Source organism: Chryseobacterium sp. MYb264 (genome assembly GCF_035974275.1).
Classification (GTDB): Bacteria; Bacteroidota; Bacteroidia; order Flavobacteriales; family Weeksellaceae; genus Chryseobacterium.
Genome location: NZ_CP142422.1, coordinates 4,302,223 through 4,328,213, shown reverse-complemented (window position 1 = coordinate 4,328,213; position 25,991 = coordinate 4,302,223). Strand labels below are relative to the sequence as shown.

Sequence of the window (25,991 nt, the reverse complement as noted above, 5' to 3'; positions counted from 1 at the left end):
GTGAATCAACACATTCAAAATATTGAAATTTCGAATTTCAAATCAATAAAAGATTTGAAAGTAATTGATTTAAATGAAATCAATATTATTGTTGGTCCTCCGAACTCAGGAAAATCTAATTTATTGGAAGCTGTGAGTCTATTTTCTTTACCTTATTTAGATATATCTGAAAATACCAAATTAAATAATTTTATCAGATATCAAAATTTAGGAGATTTGGTTTTTAACCAAAATATGACAAATACAGATTCATATGTATCCAGAACCATAAATGGCGAAGAAGATAAATTTCTTTTGAAATATGATTTTAAAGGAAATTTTCCGTTGCTCAATATTATAAGACAAAAAGATAAAGAATTTTTATTTCACATAGACTATAAAAGTCAGATAAGGCAGACAGGAAATTACTTTTCTTATTACTCATTTGTTAAAGAGGATACTAATTATACAATTGAATATCCTACTTTAAAATACTTCTATGATGGAAAAGATCATGATTCAGTTTTTTGGAACAAAAGATTAATGCCTTTTTTCGGAGAAAATTTAGGTATGATGGTTCTTCAGATTAAAGAACTTCAGGAATTTGTTGCTAACGAATTTGAAAAACTGGGACTTGATTTAGTAATTAATAAACAAACTGGCGAAATTTCTGCACAAAGAAAACAATCTGATTTCTTAGTTACTTCAGTACCATTTACAGTATTGGCAGATACTTTCAGGCGAATATTATTTTATAAAGCTGCCATTTTAAGTAATGAAGAAAGTGTACTTCTTTTTGAAGAACCTGAAGCATATTGTTACGAACCTTATATATTGGAATTTACAAAAGAAATCATTCATAATAAAAATAAAAATCAGTTTTTTATCGTAACACATAGTGATTTTATTATCAATGAATTGGTAAATGATTTAGAAACAAAAGAAAAAATTAACATTTATCTGACCAACTTTTCAAAAGAACGAGGAACAGAGGTCAAATTATTGAAAAAATATAAAGAAGATGTTTATGATTATGGCATGAGTGTATTTATGAATTTTGAATCTTTGTGGGAAGAAAACTAAACCGGATATGAGCAAATTTATATCAGTTGAATGTTTTGCAGATAAATATTTCTTCTCTAAATTAATGGGTTCGGAATACATCAATAAACAAGCAAATAAGCCAAAAGCGATTGCTAATATTCTTAGGAATAGTCATAAATTTGAAGTCGGGATAATAGATGAAGATAAGGTAAAATTAAAGGATAATAAACAAATTAAAAACCAAAAAGTAGAATTTGAATGGATAATTCAAAATGACTATTTCGAGGTTGGGAGAATAAAAGATAAAAATCAGGTTTTTATTCAGTTAATTCCTGAATTTGAACCTTGGATTAGTAAAATTTTAGAAAATTATTTTAATACAAATATTCAGGATTTTGGTTTTGCCAATCTGAAGGATTTTAACAGTATAAAAGGAATTAATCAAGATAAGGACAAACGTTTTGTAAGTCTGGTGAAATTTATTCTGGAAAATTATAATACAACAGATAATCCTGTAAGAAAGTTGAAACAAATATTGGATGAAATCCAAACTAATCCTTACAATATAGATAAACAAAAGATAACGGATTTTATATAAGATTACAATGTCAGAAGAAATTAAAAAATTCAAAATAACTATAGACGGACAGACTACCGAAGTTATGCCTGGAACTTCTATTTTGGAAGCTGCAAGACAAATCGGTGGAAAATCTGTACCTCCTGCAATGTGCTACTACAGCAAATTGGAAACCAGTGGAGGAAGATGCAGAACTTGCCTTGTGGAAGTTTCTAAAGGATCGGAAGCAGATCCTCGTCCTATGCCAAAATTGGTGGCAAGCTGCAGAACCAATGTGATGGATGGTATGGAAGTAAAAAATCTTACTTCTGAAAAAGCTCAGGAAGGTAGAAAAGCGGTAACCGAGTTCTTATTGGTAAACCACCCTCTGGATTGCCCTGTTTGTGATCAGGCTGGTGAATGTCACCTTCAGGATTTGGGTTATGAGCACGGAAATCTTCAGACAAGAACAGAATTCGAAAGAAATACGTACGAAGCTGATGACCTTGGTCCTCACATTAAATTGAATATGAACCGTTGTATTCTTTGTGCAAGATGCGTACTCGCTGCCAACCAGTTAACTGGAGAAAGAGAGCACGGAATTTTGTTCAGAGGAGATCACGCTGAAATTTCTACGTATTTAAATAAAGCTTTAGATAACGACTTCATCGGAAATGTAATCGACGTTTGTCCAGTTGGAGCCCTAACAGACAGAACTTCTCGTTTTGCAAGCAGAGTTTGGTTCACAAAGCCGATGAACGCTTCTTGTAAATGTGATAAATGTTCAGGAAAAGCTACAGTTTGGATGAAAGGTGATGAAATTTCAAGAGTTACTGCAAGAAAAGATCAGTGGGGTGAAGTTGAAGAATTCATCTGTGATACTTGCCGTTTCGAAAGAAAATCGCTTTCAGACTGGAACATCGAAGGTCCTAGACACATCGACAGACATTCAGTTATTTCATTGAACCACTACGAAAAACCAAAGGATGAACTAAGAGTTTTAGACAATCCGATGGCTAAAGAAATCAGTGAAAAAGACGAAAAATAAATTTAATCTTTAAGACGTAAGATTTCAGACATCAGACAACAGATTTTTAAAATCTGACATCTAGCATCTAGCATCTGACATCTAATATCTAAATAAATAAAAAATGGATTTACTTACATTTAAATTGATACTTGTACTAGCACTTTTCTTGCTTTCGTTAACGATTGCGGCCTACTCTACTTGGGCAGAAAGAAAAGTTGCCTCTATCATGCAGGATAGAATTGGACCTAACAGAGCGGGGCCTTTCGGATTGCTGCAACCTCTTGCCGATGGTGGAAAATTCTTCTTCAAAGAAGATTTTACGCCTCAAAATGCTGAAAAATTCCTTTTCGTATTGGGTCCGGCTTTGGTGATGTTTATTTCATTGATCACGGGAGCTGTTATTCCTTGGGGTAAAACATTGAATTTCGGTGGAGTTTCTTATGACTTACAAGTAGCAAATATTGATGTTGGAGTACTTTTCATCATTGGAATGGCTTCAATTGGTGTTTACGGAATCATGATCGGAGGTTGGGCTTCGAACAACAAATATTCATTATTAGGTGCTATCCGTGCTTCTTCTCAGATGATCTCTTACGAATTGGCAATGGGATTGGCTTTACTTTCTATCATTATGATGACGGGAAGTTTAGATTTAAAAGAAATCACAGAAAGCCAGACAACCGGAAAACTTTGGGGAATTATCCCTTGGGGTTCTGGAATGAACTGGAATATTTTCTACCAGCCAATTGCTTTCTTGGTATTCTTCGTAGCCGCTTTAGCAGAAACAAACAGACACCCTTTCGATTTACCTGAGTGTGAATCTGAATTGGTAACAGGATATTCTACAGAATACTCATCCATGAAATTAGGTTTATACATGTTCGGTGAATACGTGAATATGTTTATTTCTAATGCGTTCATGGTGGTTCTTTTCTTCGGAGGTTATAACTATCCTGGAATTGAATGGGTAACTCAGAACTGGGGTGAAAACACAGCGGGTATCTTGAGTATCGTGGCATTCTTAGCTAAAACAGTGATCGGAATTTTGATCTTCATGTGGATCAGATGGACGCTTCCAAGATTTAGATATGACCAATTAATGCACTTAGGTTGGAAAACTTTAATTCCAATGGCATTGGTAAACTTATTAATTACAGGTGCTGTAATTTTAGCGTTTGCAAACTAAGAGATAAGAATATATTTTTAAATGCTGAATAGAAGTTCAGTCTAAAAAATTACAATAAATGAAACTTACGAACAGATCAAAAGTTGTTTCCAACAAAGAAATGACCCTTGCTGAAAAAATCTACCTACCTGCAATTTTTACAGGAATGGGGATTACATTTAAGCATGCTGTAAGAACCGTATTGAAAGGTGCTCCTGCAGTATATTCGTATCCGGAAGTACAGAAACCGAGAGCAGATATCTGGAGAGGTCAGCACGTTTTGAAAAGAGACGAGGAAGGCAGAGAAAGATGTACGGCTTGCGGACTTTGTGCGGTGGCTTGTCCTGCAGAAGCAATTACCATGACTGCAGCTGAAAGAACCAGAGAAGAAAAAGATCTTTACAGAGAAGAAAAATACGCTTCGGTATATGAAATCAATATGCTAAGATGTATTTTCTGCGGTATGTGTGAAGAGGCTTGTCCGAAATCTGCAATTTATCTTACAGACAGATTGGTAGACGTGGAAACTAACAGAGGTTCTTTCATCTATGGAAAAGATAAATTGGTTGAAAAAATAAATCAAAGGATTGATATCACTGAAAGACAATCCGAGAAACAAAAAAATGCGGTAAAATAATGGATCAGTTTTTATTTTTCTTGGTGGCGTTTTTAGCAGTGGCGAGTGCGGTGTATTTCGTATTTGCCAGAAATCCTTTATATGCTATTTTGTCATTAATTGTTACGATGTTTTCTATTGCGGGTATGTACATTCTTCTGAATGCACAATTCCTTGCGATTATTCAGATCATTGTGTACGCCGGAGCCATCATGGTATTATTCCTTTATATCCTGATGATGCTTAACCTTAATAAAGAAGACGAAAGTAAGAAGGGCAATACTTTAAAGTTTGTCGGAGTTTTTACAGCCGGTCTTTTATTAATTGGAATTTTAGGCGTATTCAGAGGTGTTCAGGACAATCACGTTGTTGTTGAAAATGTAGACAAAGGTGTTGGTTTGACGAAAAATCTGGGTAGACTTTTGTTTAATGAATATGTTTTACCGTTTGAGCTTGCATCCATCCTTATTTTGGCAGGTATTGTAGGTGCGGTACTAATCGGTAAAAAAGATCTATAAAATTATGGGAGAAGTAAATACATTTATACAAAGCATCCCTCTGAATTATTTCATCATTCTTTCTTCTGTATTATTCAGTTTAGGAGTGTTGGGCGTATTGTTGAGAAAAAATGCTATTGTTATTTTGGGTTGTGTTGAGCTTATGCTAAATTCTACGAACCTTTTACTGGCTGCATTTTCAGCCTACAAAGGAAACGGCGACGGGCAACTTTTAGTTTTCTTCATTATGGTGGTTGCAGCTGCGGAAGTAGCGGTAGGTTTAGCAATTATTGCTATGCTTTATAGAAATACCCGTTCTGTTGATGTAAGTATATTTAATAAATTAAGAGGATAAGAATGGAGAATTTAATATATGCAATAGTACTTTTACCACTTATAGGTTTTCTTATTAACGGGCTTTTCGGGAAAAATCTTCCAAAAATTGTTGTGGGTAGTCTGGCTACAGCAATGGTTTTAGGATCTTTCTGTATTGCAGTAAGTCTTTTCATGAATTTCGATTCTGAAAGTCCTGCTGTTATCGTAAAAGCTTTCAAATGGTTCACCGTAAACGGGGTTCAGATTGATTTCGGATTCCAGATTGATCAGCTTTCATTAATGATGGTGATGATCATCACAGGAATCGGATCTTTAATTCACCTTTATTCTATCGGATATATGAGCCACGATAAAGGTTTCTATAAGTTTTTCACTTATTTAAATCTCTTCATTTTCTCCATGTTATTATTGGTAATGGGATGCAACTACCTGATCTTATTCATCGGATGGGAAGGTGTAGGATTGTGTTCTTATTTACTCATCGGATTCTGGTATACGAACGAAGAATACGGTAAAGCAGCGAGAAAAGCATTCATCATGAACAGAATTGGTGACCTTGCGTTATTGATCGGTATTTTCATGATTGCAGCACAGACAAATTCATTAGATTATATTTCTGTAGCGCAAAACGCCGGAAAATTTGAATTAGACGGAAGCGTAATTATCTTTATTACGGCGAGTTTATTTATCGGTGCCACTGGTAAATCTGCTCAGGTTCCATTATATACTTGGTTACCGGATGCGATGGCTGGTCCAACTCCTGTTTCTGCGTTAATTCACGCGGCAACGATGGTAACGGCAGGTATTTATTTAGTAGTAAGATCAAACTTCTTATTTACTTTAGCACCAACCGTTCAGGGGGGAATTTTATTCATCGGATTCTTAACGGCGGCTTTGGCAGGATTCTACGCATTACGTCAGAACGACATCAAAAAAGTATTGGCATATTCTACCGTTTCACAACTTGGATTTATGTTCATCGCTTTAGGTTTGGGAGCTTATACAACGGCTATGTTCCACGTAATGACGCACGCTTTCTTCAAGGCATTATTGTTCTTGGGAGCAGGTTCTGTAATCCACGCAATGAGCAACGAGCAGGACATGCGTTTCATGGGAGGTTTGAAAAAATACATCCCGATCACGCACGCAACTTTCTTGGTTGGAACATTGGCAATCTCAGGTTTCCCTTTATTATCGGGGATGATCTCTAAAGACGAAATTTTAGTAGCAGCTTTTGCTAAAAATCCAATTTATTGGGTATTCTTATTCATTTTAGCAGCTGTTACTGCAACGTATATGTTCAGATTATACTATTTAACTTTCCACGGAGAGTTCAGAGGTACTGAAGAACAAAAACACCATTTACACGAAAGTCCTACGAATATGACATTACCATTAATCGTGTTGGCTATTCTTTCTGTTTTAGGTGGTTTAATTAACCTTCCTCACTTCATCGGTCACGGTCATTATGCAAAATTAATGGAGTGGTTGAAGCCGGTTCTTACGGAGGAAAGCTTTAAACAAATGGAAGCTACTCTTTCGGGAGTTCCGTTTGGTACTGAAATGATTCTTTTAGGAGCAACAATTGCCATGTTCTTCTGTGTTTGGTTTATCGTTAAAAATACTTATGTCAATAAGAAAAAACAAGCGTTACCAGAGGCACAGTACACAGGATGGGAAAAACTGTCTGCTAAAAAATTATATATTGACGAACTTTACAATGCATTAATTGTAAAAACTGTTGAAGGATTAGGACGCGGAGGAAAGATGTTTGATAAAGGTATTCTTGATCGTTTTGTAGACTTCGTAGGAGAAGGCGCTGAAGACAGCGGAAAAGCGATGAAGCGTATTCAGAACGGAAATGTGGAAAACTACATTCTGATCATGTCTTTAGCTGTGGGAATTATACTGATTGTTAACTTTATATTACAATAATGTCTGGTTTATTATTAACATTATTACTATTACCTCTAGTAGGTTCGGGATTAGTTTTTGCATGGAAAGATAAATCCAGCAAATATTTGGCACTGGGAATTGCATTGGTACAGATGCTGGTTACCTTCTACATTACGGCGGATTTTGATTTTACGCCAACAGTAGACAGCGTATTGCAGCACGAGATCAATTACCCTTGGTCACAATTTATGAAGAGCTCTCTTCACTTCGGTATCGATGGGATGAGTTTACTTCTTTTATTGTTGACGAATATTTTAGCGCCAATCATTATTTTATCTTCTTTTAATGAAAATGTAAGCTACAGAAATACATTCTACGGTTTGATCTTGCTAATGCAGTTCGGGCTTGTAGGAGTTTTCACATCGCTTGACGGATTGTTATTCTACATTTTCTGGGAAGTAACTTTGATTCCGATCTGGTTCATCGCCGGACTTTGGGGTCAGGAAAATAAAAGAATGGAATTCACTACGAAATTCTTCGTATATACATTCATTGGGTCATTATTCATGTTAGCTGGGTTGATTTATGTTTACAACCACTCTGCATCTTTTGCACTGACAGATTTATATAATGCTCAATTAAACGAAACACAACAGACTGTGGTATTCTGGTTTATCTTCTTTGCTTTTGCAGTGAAATTACCAGTATTCCCTTTCCATACTTGGCAACCGGATACATATACGTATTCACCTACTCAAGGATCGATGCTTTTATCAGGTATCATGCTTAAAATGGCGGTGTACGGAGTTATGCGTTATTTATTACCAATCACTCCCCTTCCAATTGCAGGAATTTCAGGACAGATTGTAATTATCCTTGCTATTGTAGGAATTGTTCATGGAGCTTTGATCGCGATCATCCAGACAGATATGAAGAGAATCATTGCGTATTCTTCTTTCTCTCACGTTGGATTAATGGTGGCAGGTATCTTCGCTTCAGCGGTGATTACTTTAAGAGGAACTTTCAACATCGAAGGTGCTGAAGGAGCTTTGGTACAGACTTTTGCTCACGGTATCAACGTGGCAGGTCTATTCTACTGTTGTGATATTTTATATAAGAGATTTAAATCAAGAGACATCAGACAAATGGGAGGTTTGGCGAAAGTTGCTCCTAAGTTTGCCGTGTTGTTCTTGATCATTTTATTAGGTTCAATGGGAGTTCCATTGACTAATGGATTCATCGGAGAATTTATCCTGTTGAAAGCAGTATATGATTTTAACGGATTGGCAGCGGTAATTGCTGGTCTTACGGTAATTCTTTGCGCTGTATACTTATTGAGATTCTACGGAAAAGCAATGTTCGGGCAAGGTGATGATGCAGTGCTAAGCACAGTAAAAGATTTATCTGCAGTAGAATTCTCTGTATTGGCAAGTTTAGCGGTTTTTGTGATTGTATTTGGTATTTTCCCACAACCGATAATCGAAATGGTGAATAGTTCGTTGAAGTTTATCTACCAATCAATGGTAAGCTAATTTGATATTTTAAGAAATGAGTGTTTTAATTATTGTTTTCCTAACGGCAGTTGTTGCGTTATTTTCAGGAGTTTTTGAACAAGGGAAATTCGCAAGATACATTGGGATTTTGGGATTAATCATCGCATTATGGGTAAGTTTCATGCCGGAATGTGCTTTCTTCGGACAGTACAAACACATGTACGACTATACCGCAAATACCGCGTTATTCACAAAAATATCAATCGTAACCACATTATTGTTATTCTTTCTGGGAGGTTTTGCTTTCAGCAACCACAGAAGTCACCAGTCAGAATTATATGCATTGATGCTTTTCGCATTGTGTGGCGGAATTATCCTTTTCGGATACCAAAACATGGTAACGCTATTCTTAGGAGTTGAGATTCTTTCTATTCCTTTATATGTAATGGCGGGAGCTAATAAAACTGATTTAAGATCAAACGAAGCTTCCATAAAATATTTCCTGATGGGTGCCTTCGCAACAGGTTTCTTACTGTTCGGTATCGCGTTTATCTACGGAAGTGTAGGAAGTTTTGATTTATATAAAATCCAGGATTTCGGAGTATCAAATCCTCACAATGTCATGTTCATCTTAGGAGTTTTATTAATTCTTTGTGCATTGGCATTCAAAGTAGCATTAGCGCCTTTCCACATGTGGAGCCCTGATGTGTATTTCGGAGCCCCTTCATTGATTACGGCTTTCATGGCAAGTGTAGTGAAGATCTCAGGATTTTTCGCTCTATTCAGATTAATGACCATCGGATTCGGAGGTGTTACAGAAGAATGGATCAATGTTTTCGGAGTATTTTTAATTATCACATTGCTTTTGGCAAACGTTATGGGTCTTGCTCAGACGAATGCAAAAAGAATGTTGGCTTATTCTTCAGTTTCTCACGCGGGATACATTGGGTTGGTATTCTTCGGAATGACAAGCCTTTCTACTTACAATCTGGCGTTCTATTTATTTGCGTACGCTTTATCAACAGTAGGTGTTTTCATGTGTCTGATCTATGTTGAAAAACTAAAAAGAGAAACTTCTTTCGGAGCTTTCAAAGGATTGGCAAAAACAGAACCTTTATTAGCAACAGTAGCGGCAATTTCAATGCTTTCAATGGCTGGAATTCCGTTAACGGCTGGTTTCATGGGGAAATTTGCTTTATTCTCTCAGGCAATGAATTCTAATCATGGAGTATTCTTAGTAATCGTAGCAGTTTTGGGTTCTGCCCTTTCTATTGCTTACTATTTAAGACTGATCATTTCTATGTTCTTCTTCAAAGAAAGCACATTCAAATCTTCAGAAAAAGTAACGTTGACTTATAATATCGTTGCTGTTTGCATCATCGCATCAGTAATTGTTTTAGGAGTTGCTCCTGATTTATTCGCGGGAGTTTTCGGATTGTAAAATCAATCTTTAAGATAAAAATCAAAAGCACAGCATTCATGTTGTGCTTTTTTGTTGGTTGAAAACTTAGGGTTGAGTTATATTTTGATATTATATTCTTTGCCTTCGATGGTTTTTATACCATTTCAATCTCTTTATAGAGTAAATGATTTCCCAATCTCTAAAGAGTGTCATTTGAATATATTTTACACAGAATTTGTCCTTTCCTTTTGAAGATTCCAGTAGTTGATCTTATAAACAAAATAAGTAAGAAAATGAAGCTTGTACCTTTTAGGACAGGGAAACAAATTTTATTTTCTCTTGTAGAATAATACCTTATATATTTTAAGTTTATCTTTGAAAGCAAACCAAAACCCATACTTGGAAACCTCATCTTAGTGCGATCCACTTGGCTCTTTTAACCTTTACCTTTTTCCTTTTCTTTTTTCATAAAATAATTCCTACCTGAACTTTTTATTCCAAAATACTCATTATCTGATTTTTATTTTTTACATTTGAAATATAAAACACACGATAATGAAAAAAGCTGATTTTCAGAATGATTCTGTTTTCTGCCCTTTCCACCGGGCATTTTCCTACATAGAAATAATGTTTCACGATAGACTTGAGACATTATGAGTTTCTTTTTGAAGACCCATACGGTTACAAAAGGGGAAACGCTGGAAGATATTGCCGCCCTTTATGACATTCCTGATATTGAAATGCTGAAATATTTTCATTATAAGCACGCATCAAAAGACTCCCGTGATTTAGGACATACTTTAAGACATAGACAGGAAATTTTTATTCCCGGTAAAGATGATGTAGAAAATATCATCGCAATGCGAAATCAAAAAAGAGAAGAAAGGCAGGTCCATATTCGGCATTTGCTTGAAAACAATACTTTGTATCCGGACTTTTCGCGTGGTGGATGTTTATACCATATTATTATTGAAGATTTTTCCAATGACGTGCTAACTGCCGAAACGACTTATAAAAACTATCTGATTTATCTTTCTAAAACTGACGAGCAGTATCACTTCAGATATTACAAAAAAATACTTACCCTAAACGGAGAAAAACCGAACAGCAAATTATACAAATTAGCATTAAAATGTTCTTCTTGTCTTTCTCCTGCCGAGCTCACAATTGACTGCAACGGAAAAATTACAGGCATATCCAATTATCGGGAAATCCGTCGTGACTGGAAAGAGATCCGCCACGATTTACTCAAAAAATATGATGATCTCTATTCTCTGACATATATTAATGAAGTAAATGAGACCATAGAAGATGAGGACGAACTTACCGCAACGTATCGGTATGATCTCACTTTACAGTTTATGCTGGCACCTTATTATAAAATATTCAGGGAAGGCAAAGCAGAAACCGGGGAAATGTTTTCGATCTACCGCAATTTATACAAAAATGAATACCTCATCACTTCTTCTGAGGAAATAGAGATCCGCCAAAATGGACAATGCATCGATCCGCGAAGTCAACAGGAACTTATTAATCATTTGAACTACAGCCATGATGAACATGATGAAAGTGAATTCCTGGAATCTCAGCTCAATGCGACTTATTATTTGGACAAAAATTATAAAACACTCCAGAGGGCAGATATCGCTATTGATTCTTACTTCTTTGGTGTAAAGAAAACCACCAAAATTAAAATTCAGCGGGAATAATATATTATAGTTAATCGCTGAAAGGCTTGATTTCAACAAATTAAACCAGCATCCAGCAACCAAGAACTAACAACTAACAGCAAGAAACCAACGACCAACGACACAAAAAAATAATAGATGAAAACATACAAAGTACAAAAAGGCATGATCCTTACCGTTCCGGAAGAACACGAAGCCAAAGAAATCAGTGAGAATTATGCTCGCAGAATGGAAGAATTGGAAAAGAAGAAGAAACTGGAGCAGGAAAACTCTATCGATACTGAAAGTTCTGAACCCGAACCTGAAAAGGAACCTGAAAACGACCAGCAAGAAAAGGAAAAACAGGAAAAAAAAGAAACCAAGGAGAAAGAAGCAGGCGAACATGACGGTAAACTTTTCGTGATCCAAAAAGGAAAAGCGATATGTGATAAGGGAACTCAGTTTCCACAATTTAAAGTGAGCAGTCATCAAAAACATTATTTGAATAATGAAGGTCACGCTCCTGATTACTTAGCCGTCACTGAAAATGATCTCCAGTTTAATCCCCCAGCAGCTCCTTTTGGGAACTGTTCATTAAAAAATAATCAGCCCTGTACTTTTGCGCCTGCCGGAAAATGGCAGAAAGTATATACGGATGTAAAAGTATTAGGAAATGCTTTATTAACAGAAATTTCCGAGCTCCAGTGCTCCATTGGCGGAAAAATAAAAATTAAAGATCACGGACAACGGGAGGAGCTCAGCAAGCAAAATTTTAAAAATGCGGATGCAAAAGTACATCAGTATATCAATCCGATGGTGGATTTGAGAAGGTTTAATGAGCAGTTGGATGGCGACAATTTTTATTCATAAAATACGACAGGTACAATGGCAGATTTAAAAATATCAGGGGAAACAAATCCAGAAATAGGAAAAGAGATCATCTACAGTATTTCTCCGGTTGATTTTGGTAATACCATTTCTCACCCAACCTCCCCTATCTCAATTACACCGGTTCATTGGGAAATTTATGTGCTGGAAAAAAGCAGATGGCGCAAAACAGGACAGAATACAAAGACAGGTGATACGGTCACGTATAATTTTAACCAAAAAAGTCTGGTTAGAGAAGGGATTAAAATAGTGGTCACAAGAGGGAACGATTATGGTGAACTTCAGGTTAAGACAAAAAGAGCAGGAAAACCTAAAGTAACCAAAATTGACCTTTTGGACAGAAACTATCAGAAGATTACAAAATCCTTAAATTATATGGACACCATCATTGCAAGAGCCTATTGCAATGAAATGGAAGGTGAAACTGTATTTTTCACTCTTTGGGAAGATGATGCGGCGGGAAGCGGGCACGATAAGATCAATGAAATTAATAAAATTAACATGATTCCTCTTCGTCAAACGGTAAAAGACGGTGAGGCCGAAGTCGCATTTAATCTTCCTCTGTATACTCAGGCGGCAAGAATTGCAGATATGCAGGTGGCAAAAGGTGATAAAAATGAAGGGAAAAATCATGAATACTATGTTACAGTAGATTATTACGGAAAAATGGTTGGTGAAAGTAAGAATGTGAATATCCTAAACCCCAATTACGATAATCCTATTCAACGAGCTATCGAACAAAAGTATCCGGAAAAATTTCCTCCCAAACCTAAAGAACCTCATAAGCGACCTGTTCCGGCTCCTGAAAAGCCTAAAAAAGATGCCTTCAAAACACCCGTAACAGAAAGAGCAAAAACAAAAGCTGCTGATCCGAAAGGGAAAATTCTGAGTGCCCATTTTGTGACGCTTGGTCAGCAACCGCTCAAAGATTTACAATTAAATGTTCCCTTTTATGCAAAAATCCGATCTCAGGGCATGAAAGGAAAAACGATAAAACTTACGCTTTTTGAAGATGATGCCGCTTTTGATGATCCCGTATACGAAAAATATGTAACCATAAGTAGTGATGTTTCGCTTCATCAAATTAAGATTGATGAGAAGATGTATGAAGCAGGTGGCGATCTATTTGATCAGCAGTATTATATAGAAATTAGATATACATCGGAAACCGTTAATTCTTCTGTTTTAAATTTAAGAGATGATGCCCTAAGAACAAAAATAGAAACCAAACCGAGTACGGTTGGGGTGAAAAAGCAAGAGCAGAAAAAACAAGAAGATAATAAAGTTTGTGAATGTGAAGCTAAAGTGAGAGCATTTATAAGAATGTTGCGAGTCGGAGAAGGAGCATCTGGAGAAGTGGGTTATACCAGATTATTTAGTAAGAAAAATTTTACTAAGCCTCCTTATAATAAAGATATGAGCTCCCACCCTAAAATAACTATAGTTGCTAACGGATATTCATCAACAGCAGCAGGAGCATATCAAATTATGGAAGATACATATAAAGGATTTCAAGGATATTATATGGATCAAAATAAAAAATGGCATTACTCTGAAAAATTAAATTACATCAAAAAATATAGTATTACTAGCTTTAATCAAGAATCGCAGGATAAATTATGTATAATTATACTAAAACATAATTATGTACAAAAAAGATCTAATAAATTTTTTCATGATAAAAACGGAAAACCAATACCGAGTCGTCAAAAATTCAATGATGCTTATGGAGATATTATAAAACTAATAATTGATGATAATTGGGATAAAGCATTATTAATATCCAGTTTGTGTTGGGCAAGCCTACCAGACGCTCCTTACGGACAACCCAGCGAAACAAAACAAGCTTGTAAATTAAACTATGAAAAATTTTTAAAAGAGGAACTTGATGGTAAAAGTGATTTACATTTAAAAAAAGGTTTTTTAAAAGAGTTTGAATATTATTGCTGTGATGAAGAACCTATTAAACCCAAAATAGATGAAGTTAGTAATGGAAAATGGCATGATCCTGTAAACAATCCAATATGTACTATCTTCACCCAAAGCCAAACAAACGGTATTGTAAACTATGCGGGAAAACACTGGGGATTATTTGGTCTTAACGCTAGAAATGGTACAAGACCACATAAAGGATTAGATTTATTTGCAATACCAGGCTCATCAGTATATGCATGTGTTAAAGCTGAAGTTACTAATATTATATATCCAGCAACAGCAGGTTACGGAATATCCCTAACTTTAAAAATACTTGATAAAAAAACTTTTTTAGAACATAAACGTAATTATGAATTAAAATATCCTCAAAAAGAAAGTAAACAAGACTCTGGGTATAATGAAGATGGTGATATTTATCTATTTTATGGACATCTAAGGAAAGTACTTGTAAAAAAAGGAGATATAATTGAAGATATATCTAAGCCAGTAGCTCTAAGTGGGACGTCGGGTGTTCAAAGCGGTGGAACATGTGCACCACATGTGCATTTTGAAATTAGAGATTCACAAAAAAGAAGATGTAATCCTGGTTACTATATAAATTATAAATCGTTTGATGATCAAAGTTCAGAAGAAATCAATATCCAAATAAAAACAGCTAAAAATGGAAAAATTAATGAATTTAATGGAAAAAATTAACCTCTCTTTTAAATTGATTTTAGTACTATTCGTTCTAAATATTTTTTATTCTTGTAAAAAAACTTCAAATGAAAATATACAATCAACTTATTTAAAGGATAATAAAACGATCTATAATGAAATAAAAACATTAGATATAACAAGTAATTATAGCGAAGAGCCTGTAAAAAGTCTTAATATAAAATTTCAAGATTTTGAATTTAAAATTAAGTATATAGAAGAACGGGCTTATATTCAGTATAGTTTAAAAAATAAAACTGTCAGCGATTGGCAACCACTTAATATCAATTTTTTCTACGACAGTTCCTATGAATTTGCTGAAAAGGATATTCATGTACTTTATAATAGCTCAGACGCTGAAGGCATCTTACTTTTACCAAGTTTTACAGAAGAGTATACTTCGTATTTTGTATATCAATTTAATTCAGAAAAACTACAATTTGTTAAAGACATTGAGCTGCCTACCAATCTATCAAATTTTGCTAACAAAACACATATTTATCAAGCCAATAAAAAAAATAAAAATTTGAACATTAGCTATTTAGATAAAAATAATAAAGAATATTTGTTTACTGACCGAGATTTTAACCCCTCATTAATCAGTTCTGATATTAAGAAAAAAGATATTGCTCTTATTGCTGGTGAAAATACCGATAATTCTATAATAGGCTCTTGGCAAATTGATTGTGCAACACCAAATAGCGGTTTAGAAATTTTTCAAAATAAAAAAAACTTAGATGGAATTATAGCTGTAGCACCTCCAGCAATTTTTATAGAATTCAACTTAGAAAAAGGTAAGGAAGCGGACACCTACTATATAAAATATTCAGCTCAAGACATGTCACCTCCACTTGCATCTGAAAATGAAATAGATGAAACTAACATTTCAAAAAATGAAAGTATAGGTAAAATTGTAAAAAACAAAGGAGGAATTGATCTGATATGGTATGGCATTTATGATACTAAAAGCAAAAAAAGAATAAATGTTATTTCTCAATTTAATAGGACGGATAGTCCACAGACTGTTAAATTGGTCAAGTGTAATAATTGAAATGCAAGTAAATGAACCTAATGAGAAAAACCATTTCTGTTTTTGCATTTATATTATTTTTTAATAGTTATGCTCAAAATTTTCCTAATGGTAATTACACCATTACAACAAAAGTAGAAGAAATTGGAACTGAGAATATAATTAATATGAAATTTGATTTTTATTTTGATACTGATAAAGTATTCTTAAGGCTAGATACAAAGAATTCTCAAGAAGCTTATTGCGAGGGAGAATACTCATTAAAGGAAAATAAAAACAAAATATTAATATTGAAATATATAGGAGAAGGCATATGTTCAAGTGATAGTATTATAAATACAATATATGTAAAAAGGATTAAAAAATTTTATTATATAAAATCAGGAAGATTTGAGAGTAACAAATGGCTAAAACTTGAGAAAAGTAAATGAAAACGGATTGCTTGGTATAATAAAAAATCATTTGAAAGAAGGTGTTTGGAAAGAAACTCTCAGTAATACACATACCAACTATTGCATAAAAAATTATAAAAACGGTATTATAACAGGAAATATAGAGATTGTTACTATTGATGACAATGGGAAAAAGAGCTCATTTTTCATAGATAGCAATTCTTATTTACCCTTAAAGAACTAGAAATGCTAAAAAATAAATGATGAAAAAAATATTCATAATCCCTATCCTATTCATTTTGGTTTATTGCCAAAAAACAAAGAAAATAAGTACAGAATCTAACCGTAAAGAAATCGTAAATTTTGAAAATCAGCAGTTTCAATCTTTTGGCTTTCAAGATAAATATGATCTGAATCCTCCATTAAAATTAAAAGAAATAACCGAATTAGAGTTTAAAAAATATGATAAGCCCAATCATTCAATCATAAACAAGAAACCAAAGATGAATGGTGATAATTTCTATTTGGAAACAAATCATAAAATTTTACAATTTAAAAAGGAAAGTGACAATGCAATGAATCGCAAAGAAGGCGAAAACCGGTACGAATATTTAGGATTTTATCCTTCCCTAAATATGTATGCAGTTGCTTCTAACACCGTAAGCGAAGGATTAGGATTTAGCGATTTTGAGCTGATCAATAAAGCCAGTGGTAAAATTTCCAAGATTCTGTCACCAGGCGATGATAGAATTGATCAAATTTTTATATCTCCCGACAACAGCCATATCACCTACTTTTATAATCAGGTTTATGATGAAAATAGGAGTTTTAGAAAGTAATGCAAGTAAAGATTATTTTAAAGAATCACGAAGTTTTATGTCTGATCAGTTTAATATTCATCAACTTGTTTGGGCTAGGAAAAACAACATACTGATTAAAGTAACCTCAGACAATGGAAAGAGCTTTAAATATTACAAAATAGATATTCTTCATTAAAACAAATCAAAAATAATTCACTTTTCTCTACAAAGAATAAAAATCTTCCAAAGCCTGATTTTTCTGATGTTGAATTTGGGAATTAAATAAAATCTGATAACAATCTATTCGAACATTTAGAAGAATAATAAAAATACACAACTTCCAAATCCCGCTTTTTTCATAACTTTACTTGAAATTTCAGCTTTGGCAAATCTGCACAAAAAAGACTCTCCATTTCAGGTTTACATTTCGTTCAAAAAATATTTGGACGTGCTGGAGCATATCCGCTATAACGACAGACTGGAGTATCGTGTCAATTACGCTGAATCGCTAATCGATAAAACCAAAAATTTTCAGGAACTGAGAGATGGATTTCAGGATTTAAGTTTAATCGACAAATACGAAGACCTCATCAAACTGCTTTTGGCTGATCTTTTTCCGACCGGACTTACCAACAATGAAATAAAGGCCGCAAGTATTCCGCTCTCCAATATTACATTTAATTATACCGAAAGGTTTAAAAATATTCTGAAAGATGCCGGACAGGATTTTGAAATCGAATTACGAAACATCAACGATGATGAATTCTACGTTTTCTGCTGCTGTCTGATCGTGCAAACGTATTTTAAGCGCGATATAAAAGCCTCTATCCCATTCTATTATGACATTCCCAATCAACAGGGAATTATGAAGCATTATAAAATTACGGTAAACTCAGATTTTAGTGAAGTTTATCCTACAGACGGAGTGAAAATTCCGGATGAAGATACCATCAATATGCTGTTGGAAAATCTTGACGATATCAAGTTATGGAAAAAATATTTCCCCACAAAATCATGGGTTTTGAGCGGGTTTTCTATTATTTCGCTGGTTGACTGTACTTCTGAAGTAGCGTTATCGGATCTGAAATCCAGTATGATTAAAATTGATCCTGAAAATCTGATTCCCGATGAAAATTTAACCGAAATTTTCAAATCTTACTTCGATATTTCCGAGCTGAATTTTGGATTAATGCTTTTCAATAAAAAGGAAAAAAGACTTGATAAAGTTCCGATCTACGAAAATGTATTCACCAATCATATTCTCGATTTCTGGATCAATACTTTTGATGAAGAGGTTCGGAAAACTGCCTTTGAAAATTTCAGCTATAATTCAAAACCAATTGTAGTTTCAAATGTTGATAACTTAGATTCCCATATCAAAAAAATGCCATCTTTTAATATTTTAAAAGATAACAATATCAACAGTTTTATGGTGATTCCGATTATGAAAGATAACGAATTGCTGGCGATCATGGAATTTACTTCACCTCAGCCTAACAGCTTAAATGGTTTAAAACTCAAAAAACTGGAATTTTTTGTTGATATGATTCTTTTCTCACTCTCAAGATTCAGTTTCGAGCGTAACAATCAGATTGAAGCCATTATTCAGCGCGAATATACCACAATTCACGACAGTGTTGTCTGGAAATTCAGAAGTGAAGCCGAAAAGTATTTCAACGCATTTTTAGCAAAAAAAATATACACCCTTAAACAGATTTCTTTTAAAAATCTCACGCCGCTTTTCAGCTTTTCAGATATTCGCTCTTCTTCAGAAAAACGTTTTAATCTAATGTTGGAAGATCTTAATGAGCAAATTGATTGCCTTCACGATATTTTTTCAATCATTAATTCAGATTCTGAGAAATATTTACTGGCTTTGGATATTTTTGAAAACGAACTGAATAATGAAATTAAGGCAGACACGGAACAACGCTTACAAAGATTGCTGAGAGACGAAATTCATCCTTATCTACAAGGTAAGCTTGAAGTAAAAAGCTCTGAAAATGCAAAGGAAAAAATCAAAGAATATTTTTCTAAAATTTTCAGTCAGAATCATTTATTCTATAACCACAGAAGAAGCCTGGACGAGTCTATAACACTTGTTAACAGAAAATTAGCAGACATGCTGGATGAAAGTCAGGTAAAAGCACAGCAGATTTTCCCACATTATTATGAGCGTTTTAAATCTGATGGTGTTGAGCATAATTTGTTTATCGGACAGAATATCGCTCCCGATCTCCAATATTCTTCAAAAGTTGTTCATAAGCTGAGATATTGGCAGCTGAAAACCATTTGCAATATGGAACGGGAATTTCAGAATTTCAAACAGGATCTTTCGATTCCTTTAGATATCGCTTCACTGATTTTTGTTTATAATGAAAAGGTAGATATCCGTTTCCGAATGGATGAAAAACGTTTTGATATTGACGGTGCTTATAATTCTTATTACGAGATTATTAAAAAACGTCTGGATAAAGCGCATGTGAAAGATTCTGACGAAAGAATTACCTGTCCCGGAAAAATTACCATCGTTTATTTCGGAATGGAAAACCAAAAGGAATATCTGGAATACATCACCAAACTGCAGAAAAAAGGAATTCTTCAGAGTGATATTGAGTTTTTAAGAGTTGAAGATTTGCAGGGGATTACAGGATTATTAGCATTGAGGGTTTCCTTAACTCATATTTAATCCACAAAATAAGAATCTGGCTTTTTCAATTCACCTTGCGGAATGTCTGCCTGTTCAAAAATAGAAAACTCGATGGTTCTGCAAATACTGTTCAAAGCTAAATCATTTTCCTCTTCTCCAAAAGGTTCGCCAATCTCCTGAATAATAGCGTCCAGCGCAATAAAAGTATAGCTTATCAACAAAACAATCAGCGGCATCATCCAACCCAAAGTATCCACCAGCCCGAAAGGTAACCAGAAACAATACAAATAAACGGTACGGTGCAGCAAAACACTGTATGCAAAAGGCAAGGGTGTATTATAAATTCTTTCGCAACCTCCGGAAATATTGGAAAACTGATTCAGCTCATCATCCATTTGAGTTAAAATAATCGTATCGATATTCCCTTTTCGATGTTGTTCCTGAAGCCAATCGGCAATAAAACCTAAAATAATACTGGGGATAAATTTCTTCCCATTTATCTGCTCCATCTGCTCTGAAGAAAGCAATTGGGACAAATTTCCCGTATCCGATTTATCTCTTAATTGATAATTCAAAGCCCAACAAAATGCGGAGATCAGTTTTATAATTTGTTGTTTCTCTTCTTTGGAAACATGTGGAACAAAAGATAAAATCTGCCGGGTCAAAGATCGGGTTTCTATTACCAGTAATCCCCACAATTTTCGTCCCTCCCAAAACCGGTCGTAGCTCGCGGAATTGCAAAAGCCCATGAAAATAGCTAAAGCCAATCCTATTAACGTGAAAATAGTAGGATTAAGATGAACTTTATAATCAAAAATTCTTCCTTTAAAAAAATAAATAAAAAGAGAGAACAGCAAAATCACGGAAAGCTGAACGATAATTTTCTTCAACACAGAACCTCTCCATATAAATAACATTCTCAGCCAATTGGCACGCTGTCTGACAATCATTTTTCTTTTGTTTAAATTAAATTTCCACCACTAAAGACTCAAAAACGCATACCCGAAAGACAACACAGAAATGATGATTCCTGCCATAAAAATCTTATAGGTGGTGGATAAGAGCTTGTATTTTCTGTCTAAAACTTTCCCTAAAAAATAAAGATCTTTCACCATAGAATCATAAATATAATCGCGATCCTTGATCAGATCTTTCATTGCATTATGATAATCATCAAACAACATCTGATGAAAATTTCCGAAGAAGAGAAGATTTACTTTTCTGTTCTGAACATCCTCATTCGTGAATTTTGTTTTTGTCACATTCGGTTTTGTGGATAAAATGGCAAAAATAATTGTTAAAACACTGGACAATAACAAAATAAAACTCGGAATAACCAGGTGAGAATTTTTCGGAGCATCTAATTTAGGAACTAAAACAGAAAGACAAACCGATATGATAATGGCATTTACAGAAAGTAAAATATTCGCTTTGCTGTCTGCAATATCACTCAGTCTGGTATGGTTATTCAAAGTTACCCTGAATAGGGTATCCACACTCCTATCCGGTTTCACTTCTTTTTCCTTCTCCTTTTTACTTCCCGAACTTTCCTTTTTATCTTCTTCTTTTTCTAGTTTTTTCTCAATTTTCTTAATATTTTTCTCTTTCAGCGGTTGCCAGTTGGCCTTCGCGTATTCCGTATAATATTGATGCTTGTTTTTCAGCATTTCAAGATTCCCTGCGTTCCATTCATCATTCGAGAAACATTTTACATTGGTAAGCTCCCACTCTTTTCTCAGCGCATCAGAAATATCGTTATAATCATGACTTGCGAAATGACTGCAGTCGGCATCTTTTACAATTTGTTCCAATAAGTTCTGAGGTTCATAGGTAATTTTAGTCGCCAAAATGAGTTTTTGGATCTCCTCAATCTTTTGTTCAGGATAATTTTCCTTCTGTAGAAAATTTTTCATGATCTCCACGCCTTTTTCCTCATGATTAAGCGCACATTCGATATATCCCGTGTCGTGAAACCAAAGCGCTAACAACACTTTTTCCTGATCTTCTGTAGAGACCGGTGTGTTTTTCATAATTTCCTCCGCTTTGTTAACCGTATACGTAGTATGGATAAAATTATGATAAAAATATACAGAAGATAACTTATCTTTGAATAAGATTTCAACGTAATCTTTGGCTTTTTGTAAAATGCTCATGGCCGATTTTTTGTTAATGTAAATTTATGAATTTATCCTTTAAAACTCATCTAAAAAATACTTCTATTGTCCTTAGAGTAGTATTGTCTGCCGGAGTTCTGTATTCCTGCGCAACCTATAACGTAAAAAAGGGTAAAAACTTATCTGAAGTAGAAAAATTTGATATCCCATCTGAAAATGACTTTAAAATTTTCCTTATCGGTGATGCCGGTAATTCGGACGAGCCCCAAGCTCAGAATACCCTGAATTTTTTGCGCTCGAAGCTGGATTCTGCCGATAAAAATTCTATGCTGATCTTTTTGGGAGATAATATCTATCCCGGCGGAATGCCCAAAGAATCCAGCAAAGAGTATGCATTGGCAAAGCAAAAACTGGAAAATCAGCTCGATATTACTAAAAATTTCAAAGGTAAAACAGTTGTCATTCCCGGAAATCACGACTGGTATCAAGGGTTGAACGGTTTAAAGGCTCAGGAAGATTTCGTTAAAAATTATTTTAATGATAAAAAGGCTTTTCTTCCCAAAAATTCATGCGGAATTGATGATATCAACTTAACAAAAGATATTAAATTAATCGTTATTGATACCGAATGGGCACTCGCCAATTGGGACAAATATCCGGGAATCAATAAAAACTGCGACATCAAGACCCGCGAAGATCTTTTCACTGAATTTAAAGATTTAATTAATAAAAATCAGGATAAAAAAATTATCGTAGCCCTTCATCATCCGATTATCAGCAGCGGAACTCATGCAGGCTATAATTCTGCAAAAACTCATCTTTTTCCTTTTAAGGGTAAAATTCCGGCTCCGGCAATTGCTACGACGATCAATATTTTGAGAAACGCTTCAGGAGCCAATCCACAGGATATTAACAATCAACATTACGCCGATCTTGCCGGAAGATTAAAAAGTATAGTTCAGGATAAAGACCATATTATTTTTGTTTCCGGACACGATCATAATCTGCAATATCATCAGGAAAGAAATATCAGACAAATCATTAGCGGTGCAGGCTCACAAACGGATCCGGCGACGATTGCAGAAGATACTGATTTCTCTTACGGAGGAAGCGGTTTTGCTGTTTTAAATATCAGAAAAGATCAAAGTGCCGATGTAGAATATTTTTCTACAAAAGACAATACATTCGAAAAATTAGCTCAGATAAAAGTGTTTGATAAGCCCAAAAAGTTCATCAATGATTTTCCAAGCTCAATTCCTTCTCATGTTTCATCCACCATTTATCCTAAAAAATTAACGGAAAAAGGAGGATTTTACACTTGGCTGTGGGGCGAACATTACCGAAAATATTACGGAATGCCCATCGATCTGCCAACCGCTGATATTGCCACACTGGATGGCGGTTATACACCTTTCCGTGAAGGTGGTGGCAACCAGTCTAACAGTTTGAGATTAAAAGCACAGGACGGACAGGAATTTGTGATGCGAGGGGTAAAAAAAAGCGCGGTTCGTTTTCTTAACAATGTCGCTTTCAAAAAAAGTACCTTCGGAAATGAACTGAACAATACGTTTCCTGAAAAGTTCTTGCTTGATTTTTATACAACCAATCATCCTTTTACGCCTTTTTCAGTAGGAAATCTGGCGGATAAAGTGAATCTTTTCCACAGCAACCCAAGATTATATTATATCCCGAAGCAAAAGGCTTTGGGAGAATATAACGAGCATTACGGAGACGAAATGTATATGATCGAAGAACGTTTTTCTACAGATCCGAAAACACTGGCATCATTAGGCAATGCAAAAGATATTGTTTCTACAGATGATGTTTTGAAAAACCTGAATAAAAGTTATAAATATTCCATCGATCAGGAATCATACATCCGCGCCCGAATCTTTGATATGTTAATCGGAGATTGGGACAGGCATTCTGACCAATGGAAATGGGCAGAATATCAGGATGGCGACAAAGTCATTTATAAACCGATCCCGCGGGACCGGGATCAGGCATTCAGTAAATATGACGGTGCTGCTTTTAAGCTCATTATGAACATTCCTGCGATTCGACATATGAAGTCCTTTAAAGACGATATTAAAAGCGTAAAATGGCTGGCGATGGAACCTTATCCTTTGGATTTGATTTTTTTAAAAGGCTCTACAGAACCCGAATGGATAGAGCAGGCAAAATATATTCAGGATCATCTTAGTGATCAAGATATTGATGAAGCTTTTGACAACCTGCCGAAAGAAGTAAGAGATGAAACAATTGCTGATATTCAGAGAAAATTAAAAGCCCGAAAACTTAAATTACAGACCTATGCAAGTCAATATTTTGATGTTTTACAGGAAAAAGTTCCGCTAACGGGAACAGTACATCCGGATAAATTTGTAATTACAAAGACAGGAAATACGGTGAATGTAAAACAATATAAATTAGATAAAAAACAGGAGAACCCCGAATTGGTATTTGAAAAAACATACGATGATTCTAAAACCAAAGAGCTTTGGATCTACGGTTTGGAAGATGATGATATTTACGATGTTTCAGGAGATGGAAAACCTAAAATGACCATCCGACTGATTGGAGGGTATAATCATGACACTTATAATGTTACCAATGGCAGTAAAGTTAAAATTTACGACTTTAAATCTCAGAAAAACACGTACAACACACACGGAGTCACGAAAAACATCTCTGATGACTATGATATTAATACCTATAACTATAAACATCCGAAATACAACTTCTTTGCGGGCTATCCCAGTTTAGATTTTAATCCCGATGATGGTGTGATTGTAGGTTTACTGGGATCTTATACTGTCAATAACTTTATCCGCGACCCTTTTACCCAAAGACATACGCTAAAGGTTAATTTTTATACAGCAACCGCAGGATTCAACGCAGCGTATAAAGGAATTTTCAAGAAAGCGATCTGGGGCTGGGACTTTAATGTAGATGCACTCTACAGTACCCCCCGATTTTCCGAAAACTTCTTCGGATTATCAAACGAAAGTCCGTATGACAAGCAGGAAACAAAACGGGAATACAACAGAGCCAGAATTTCGAAGATCTATTTTTCACCGTCTATTTCAAGAAAAAGCTGGGGAAATATTGAGAATACATTTCAACTGAATTTTGAAAATAATAAAGTTCAGCGAAAAGGAAACCGCTTTGTAGATGTTTCGCAAGATGTAAATCCTGAGGTATTCAATAATCAGTATTTTGGAGGTGCCAACTACACTTTTGGGTATAAAAATCTTGACAATACCGCCTTTCCGACTTTGGGTATGGAATTTTTGGCCAATCTGCAATGGAAAACCAATCTGTCCAATCTGGATAAAAACTTTTTTGCACTCCAGGGAACCTTTACCATTGATCACAGAATTGATCCTAGAGGAAATTTCGTTTTTGCGAATTCCAGCAACGGTATGTGGATCAGCAATAATAATTTTGAATTTTATCAGGCCGCGAGCATTGGCGGAAACAATGGAATGAGAGCTTTCAGAAACGACAGATTTTCAGGAAGGTCTTACTTGACCAACAACTCGGAAATTCGTTGGGATTTCGGAAGAGTAAGAAATAATATTGTTCCTGCCAATATGGGAATCTTGATTGGCTATGATTTCGGGAGAGTCTGGAATGATGGAGAATATTCCAAAAAATGGCATCAATCTGTGGGTGGAGGAGTTTGGCTAAGCGTTGTAGAAATGTTCTCGGCAAGATTAAACTATTTCTATGGCTCAGACGGCGGAAGAATTTCGGCAGCTTTAGGAATGACGTTTTAAAAAGAAAGCAACCGACTAATTAG

Annotated in this window: 20 protein-coding genes; 18 read left to right on the top strand and 2 right to left on the bottom strand. The window is 34.9% G+C overall.

The features are described 5' to 3' along the window. The 17 genes from VUJ46_RS18905 to VUJ46_RS18825 all read left to right on the top strand — a co-directional run bounded on the left by VUJ46_RS18905 (position 1) and on the right by VUJ46_RS18825 (position 20,111). A complete protein-coding gene (locus VUJ46_RS18905; RefSeq protein WP_326982247.1) occupies positions 1–1,062 on the top strand; it encodes an AAA family ATPase in 1,062 nt (353 codons plus the stop codon). Positions 1,063–1,069: 7 nt separating this feature from the next. Then, positions 1,070–1,621: a hypothetical protein gene (locus VUJ46_RS18900; RefSeq protein ID WP_326982246.1), complete on the top strand. Its 552-nt coding sequence runs from the start codon at positions 1,070–1,072 to the stop codon at positions 1,619–1,621. Positions 1,622–1,628: 7 nt separating this feature from the next. Beyond that, entirely contained in the window at positions 1,629–2,627 is a 999-nt protein-coding gene (locus tag VUJ46_RS18895) for a 2Fe-2S iron-sulfur cluster-binding protein (protein WP_326982245.1), read from the top strand. A 103-nt stretch (positions 2,628–2,730) separates the two neighbouring features. Beyond that, entirely contained in the window at positions 2,731–3,795 is a 1,065-nt protein-coding gene (gene nuoH, locus VUJ46_RS18890) for an NADH-quinone oxidoreductase subunit NuoH (protein WP_326982244.1), read from the top strand. Positions 3,796–3,853: 58 nt separating this feature from the next. Further along, on the top strand, positions 3,854–4,411 hold the full coding sequence (locus VUJ46_RS18885) for a NuoI/complex I 23 kDa subunit family protein (protein WP_267404218.1): 558 nt from the start codon (positions 3,854–3,856) through the stop codon (positions 4,409–4,411). Continuing rightward, entirely contained in the window at positions 4,411–4,908 is a 498-nt protein-coding gene (locus tag VUJ46_RS18880) for an NADH-quinone oxidoreductase subunit J family protein (protein ID WP_326982243.1), read from the top strand. The genes VUJ46_RS18885 and VUJ46_RS18880 overlap by 1 nt, the downstream gene beginning before the upstream one ends. Positions 4,909–4,912: 4 nt before the next feature. Continuing rightward, a complete protein-coding gene (gene nuoK, locus VUJ46_RS18875; protein ID WP_062652978.1) occupies positions 4,913–5,242 on the top strand; it encodes an NADH-quinone oxidoreductase subunit NuoK in 330 nt (109 codons plus the stop codon). Positions 5,243–5,244: 2 nt separating this feature from the next. Then, the gene (gene nuoL / locus VUJ46_RS18870; RefSeq protein WP_326982242.1) at positions 5,245–7,158 is read left to right on the top strand and encodes an NADH-quinone oxidoreductase subunit L; all 1,914 of its coding nucleotides are present in this window, start codon (positions 5,245–5,247) and stop codon (positions 7,156–7,158) included. Further along, a complete protein-coding gene (locus VUJ46_RS18865; protein WP_326982241.1) occupies positions 7,158–8,651 on the top strand; it encodes a complex I subunit 4 family protein in 1,494 nt (497 codons plus the stop codon). The genes nuoL and VUJ46_RS18865 overlap by 1 nt, the downstream gene beginning before the upstream one ends. Before the next feature lie 16 nt (positions 8,652–8,667). Further along, the gene (locus tag VUJ46_RS18860) at positions 8,668–10,053 is read left to right on the top strand and encodes an NADH-quinone oxidoreductase subunit N (protein ID WP_326982240.1); all 1,386 of its coding nucleotides are present in this window, start codon (positions 8,668–8,670) and stop codon (positions 10,051–10,053) included. Between the two features lie 614 nt (positions 10,054–10,667). Continuing rightward, positions 10,668–11,723 (top strand): hypothetical protein, encoded by a 1,056-nt coding sequence (locus tag VUJ46_RS18855; RefSeq protein WP_326982239.1) that lies wholly within the window; start codon positions 10,668–10,670, stop codon positions 11,721–11,723. A 117-nt stretch (positions 11,724–11,840) separates the two neighbouring features. Further along, the gene (locus tag VUJ46_RS18850) at positions 11,841–12,551 is read left to right on the top strand and encodes a DUF4280 domain-containing protein (RefSeq protein WP_326982238.1); all 711 of its coding nucleotides are present in this window, start codon (positions 11,841–11,843) and stop codon (positions 12,549–12,551) included. Between the two features lie 15 nt (positions 12,552–12,566). Further along, positions 12,567–15,200 carry a hypothetical protein gene (locus VUJ46_RS18845; RefSeq protein ID WP_326982237.1) on the top strand — a complete coding sequence of 878 codons (2,634 nt, stop codon included), beginning with the start codon at positions 12,567–12,569 and terminating at the stop codon, positions 15,198–15,200. Then, the gene (locus tag VUJ46_RS18840) at positions 15,166–16,251 is read left to right on the top strand and encodes a hypothetical protein (protein ID WP_326982236.1); all 1,086 of its coding nucleotides are present in this window, start codon (positions 15,166–15,168) and stop codon (positions 16,249–16,251) included. The genes VUJ46_RS18845 and VUJ46_RS18840 overlap by 35 nt, the downstream gene beginning before the upstream one ends. A 20-nt stretch (positions 16,252–16,271) precedes the next feature. Further along, a complete protein-coding gene (locus tag VUJ46_RS18835) occupies positions 16,272–16,661 on the top strand; it encodes a hypothetical protein (protein ID WP_326982235.1) in 390 nt (129 codons plus the stop codon). A gap of 224 nt (positions 16,662–16,885) precedes the next feature. Further along, a complete protein-coding gene (locus tag VUJ46_RS18830; RefSeq protein WP_326982234.1) occupies positions 16,886–17,461 on the top strand; it encodes a hypothetical protein in 576 nt (191 codons plus the stop codon). 343 nt (positions 17,462–17,804) lie between these two features. Then, positions 17,805–20,111 (top strand): GAF domain-containing protein, encoded by a 2,307-nt coding sequence (locus VUJ46_RS18825; RefSeq protein WP_326982233.1) that lies wholly within the window; start codon positions 17,805–17,807, stop codon positions 20,109–20,111. Here VUJ46_RS18825 and VUJ46_RS18820 read toward each other — a convergent pair. Continuing rightward, positions 20,108–21,022 (bottom strand): bestrophin family protein, encoded by a 915-nt coding sequence (locus VUJ46_RS18820; protein WP_326982232.1) that lies wholly within the window; start codon positions 21,020–21,022, stop codon positions 20,108–20,110. The genes VUJ46_RS18825 and VUJ46_RS18820 overlap by 4 nt on opposite strands. A gap of 30 nt (positions 21,023–21,052) precedes the next feature. After that, complete coding sequence (locus VUJ46_RS18815) at positions 21,053–22,225, bottom strand: Pycsar system effector family protein (protein ID WP_326982231.1); 1,173 nt, start codon at positions 22,223–22,225, stop codon at positions 21,053–21,055. Positions 22,226–22,251: 26 nt separating this feature from the next. Here VUJ46_RS18815 and VUJ46_RS18810 point away from each other — a divergent pair, with 26 nt between their 5' ends. Further along, the gene (locus tag VUJ46_RS18810) at positions 22,252–25,968 is read left to right on the top strand and encodes a metallophosphoesterase (protein ID WP_326982230.1); all 3,717 of its coding nucleotides are present in this window, start codon (positions 22,252–22,254) and stop codon (positions 25,966–25,968) included. Positions 25,969–25,991 lie beyond the last annotated feature (23 nt).